At 44.6% G+C, this 3,800-nt stretch carries 2 protein-coding genes; one reads left to right on the forward strand and one right to left on the reverse strand.

All coding sequences use genetic code 11. From position 1 onward, the window contains the following. Window positions 1-2,107: filamentous hemagglutinin N-terminal domain-containing protein (locus tag ACUVJL_RS23930; RefSeq protein WP_445248119.1), on the reverse strand; the 2,107-nt coding region annotated here is incomplete at its 3' end. Between the two features lie 1,416 nt (window positions 2,108-3,523). Between ACUVJL_RS23930 and ACUVJL_RS23935 the strand changes: the two genes are divergently transcribed. Further along, a partial coding sequence (locus ACUVJL_RS23935) for a hypothetical protein (RefSeq protein ID WP_445248120.1) occupies window positions 3,524-3,800 on the forward strand: 277 nt, incomplete at its 3' end.

Below are 3,800 nucleotides of genomic sequence, written 5' to 3' on the forward strand. Positions count from 1 at the left end.
CTGGTGGTGTCGGAGATGTTGCTGGTGGTGTCGGAGATGTTGCTGGTGGTGTCGGAGATGTTGCTGGTGGTGTCGGAGATGTTGCTGGTGGTGTCGGAGATGTTGCTGGTGGTGTCGGAGATGTTGCTGGTGGTGTTGGAGATGGCGCGGAAGTAATGATAGTAATATTGCCCTGAGTGTAAGTGCTAGGCGGCACCCGCACCGAGAACTGTGGCGAAATTGTCTCGGAACCTGATGCGATCGCTCCCGTCGTCCCATTCGTTGTCCCATCGCCGACAATAAAGGGTGTAGTCGTGCTCCCCCCGTGGTCAATAGTAATCGCCCCGCCACCCGTGTCATTAGCGCTGGAAATGCTCACATCTACACCGCTGCGATCTCTAAAAATGCCGCTGACTGTGAGCAAATTGCCAGCCGTGAGGTCAATACTGCCGCCAATAGACTGAAGAGTGCCTGTAACGGCGATGTCCCTACCAGCTTTGAGACTAATATTGCCCCCAGAAGTGGCGATCGCATCCAGCCCAATGTCCCCTCTCGACTCCAAAATCACAGGCCCGCCTAAGGTCGAAATCGCTCCCACTCCGATGCTATTGCCCGAAGCAACACCCCCAGAAGCAAAAAATGTCTCCCCTGCGGTGACATTCGGCGACAGATTCGCAGCATTCGCCAGAGTCGAAACGCCCGATCGCAGAATTAAAGCTGGACTACCTGAAAGCACCGCCGCATCTGGATCGGCAGAACGTGACAAAGTAGTATCTGGCCGAGTGATACTAATATCTCCCGCCGCGATCGCACCTTTTGCTTCCACCTTAAGTGAGGTTCCAGTATAATCCCCAAACCTCACATCTCCATCCGAACTGATAATCGGGTCGAACAAACTCACAAACCTGCCGCGATCGCCAGACAATGTGAGAATAGCAAAATTACCACCCGCAGCGAAGTGAGCATCACCGGAAACAGTGCCATTGCTCAATAATGTGATATCCCCGGAGGATTGGAATGCAGGGTTAGGGTAATTTAGCGCGAAGATATCAATATTTTGATTACCTTGTATAGTAAGATTACCGCCTGCGATCGCCCTGAAAGGATAACTTCCATCCCGCACCCGCACCGTATCTCCTGCCAACAGATACAAATTCTTCTCAGTAAGTAGCAGGCTTTCTACCAAAGTGAGATTCCTCGCTGCCGAGAGTGTAGCATTCTGACTATTAACAGTAGAACTAGCAATTGCCACATCTCCGCTTTCCACCCTCAAACCCGCCGTCAAAACCATTTCTCCTGCACCGTTAACGGAGATACCAGTAGCAGAGTTCTCACCTGCGCCCGCAAGCAATTGCGGAAGAGACAAAGGCAAAGATAATTGCCCATTCTGCGCCAACAATCCCCCGTCAGCAACCCCAATTTCTAAGCTTAATAAATGCCCTTCTTGACTAATCCGAACAGCATTCTCACCAGGGACAGCAGCGACAATAATATTACCTTGGGGAGCATTGAGGGAACCCGTACTCACCACAGTGCCACCAATTAAAGTTATACTTTGTCCAGGCATAACTGCTAAATTAGCTGCATTGAGGATACTTCCCGGTTGGCTGAGATCAAAGTAAAAAGTGTTAGGAGTTCCTATGAGGGTACTGTAATCGTTCGCCCCCGCAACATTGAACAAACCGGAATCAAAACCGATGTTAGTAGCAGTAGTAGCCGTAAAAGCAGCCGGAAGATTCAAGCTAGCATTAGGACCAAAGATAATACCAGAAGGATTTATTAAAAACAGGTTAGAATTGCCGCCACTTACTTGAATTAAGCCGTTAATAATAGAAGGATTGCCGCCTACTACCCGTCCTAAGATGTTGCGAATAGCGGGAGTAGAAATAAAATTAGCACTCTGCCCTTCTCTCAGCCCAAACTCTTGAAAACTGTGGAAAAGATTCGCTCCATCTTTAGAAGTTTGACCGCCTGTAATATTCAAGCGATCGCCGCTAGGCGTCACAGTAGTGCCAGCGTCATTGGGTGCGGGAACAATTGGTTCTCCTTGTACCACCGCTGTACTCAAAATAGTGGCTGCGATCGCTAACATTGCAGCACTCTGTATAGAAAAGAAGGCTAGTTTCATTAGATATCTTCAACAAATAAACTAACAGTGCGAGCGCTTCAATATTATCATAGAATTTTACCTTAACTTTCATGAGTCAACTTTGGAAATAGAAAAACATCCCTGAGAAACCACGAGGCTATTGGGTCTAGACTCGAACCAACTCATAGGAATAATTACTCATGCTTAAACTTTGTATAACCAGCAGCAAAAAGTTCAAGATAATTCTAAAATTCGCATCATCAAAGGGGGAGGTGGTAGCCCACCTCAACTAGAGATTGCCGATCAGATTCTCCTGACCAAGCGTATACTTACAGCATCTTCCCACATTTAAAATGTTAGGAGTCTAATAGGGAGTCACGGAATCAGCAGCTAATTACATCTTTCACAAATAAATAAATTTTTTTAGAGACTGTTGCCTGCTTCTTTATTATAACCAATACAAAAAATGCTGCGTAATGGCAATGAATTCTTGAAATATTAAGGAAATTAGAGTTGCGGTGTAGATAGCTATGAACAGCCAATCGAAAGACTTACAGACTATAAGTTTCAGAAAAAAAACTATTCAGGTAAGGATGAAAACAATCCCTGATAAAAGAAACTACTTGTGATGCTTTGTGGCAATAAATCCTTGATGTAGTAGTTAGATAAACAGGAGCAACGGCAGACATAAAATTTGGATTTACCGAGGCTATGAAGGGAATTCAGATCAAAAATTTTAAGGGGATACAGCTTATGTAGGGGAATTACTAATTGATACTCCTCATTGATACTCCTCACAAAATAACTCGAAGTAAAGATATTACAGATGCTCACAAAAAAGCAAATAAATAGAAGGCTAAAAAAGATTTTTTGTAGAACCTCTAATTAGATGAATGAATATTTTTCGAGTAGCAACCGAGAGATTTCGCTCATAAATTGACAATTATGAGCCAGTAATTCTGCTCGTATGTGGATTAATAAGATGGCGGACTGGTGCCATAGGTAAATCTCCATAAAAGTAGCTATAAACAGGAAAAAAATAGGGAAAATTAGGCAATAAAATTTAGGTACTTTTTATTAAAAAATATTTCTACGCTTATTTAAGCGTTGGTTTATGGCTGCCAGGCATGGGGCAGGCAGGCATAAACCAAGCCGGGAGAGGTTTTAGGAGTTTTTGGAGATATCTAATGGTTTGAGCGATTAAGAACGTCCTCACTATCGGGCGCGGTTGCTATATCTGAATATCTTGGCAACAGAAAATGCGATCGACTCCTAAGGCACTCTACAAACTAGGCTCACGCAATCCGAGCAACCAGAAAGTATTTGCAGGCTGCTAGCCAAGCCAAAAAACTAAACATTTGTTAACAAACCTTATTTTTTCCTTTTTAACGCGCTATGGTCGAAATAAAGCTGGTGCGTTTTGACTGCGCGTTAATTTTTAGCAGAAAAATCAATATGCTCTCTATTGCAGGCGTTGTCGCCCAGACACTTCTCTATGAAAGTGCCAACTCTCTGGTTTACCGGGCCATTCGGGAAGCAGATAACCAGCCGATTATCCTCAAACTTCTCAAAGAAAACTACCCCACACCTGAAGAATTGGTGCGCTACCGCACCGAATACCGCATCACCCAAGAGCTAAAAGAGCCGGGAGTCGTACAGGTTTATGACTTGCAAAAATACCAAAACAGCCTCGTGATGTTTGTCGAGGACTTTGGCGGCGAATCCTTGACTA

Origin of the sequence: Microcoleus sp. OTE_8_concoct_300, from assembly GCF_031383065.1 — a bacterium.
Taxonomy (GTDB): Bacteria; Cyanobacteriota; Cyanobacteriia; order Cyanobacteriales; family Microcoleaceae; genus Microcoleus.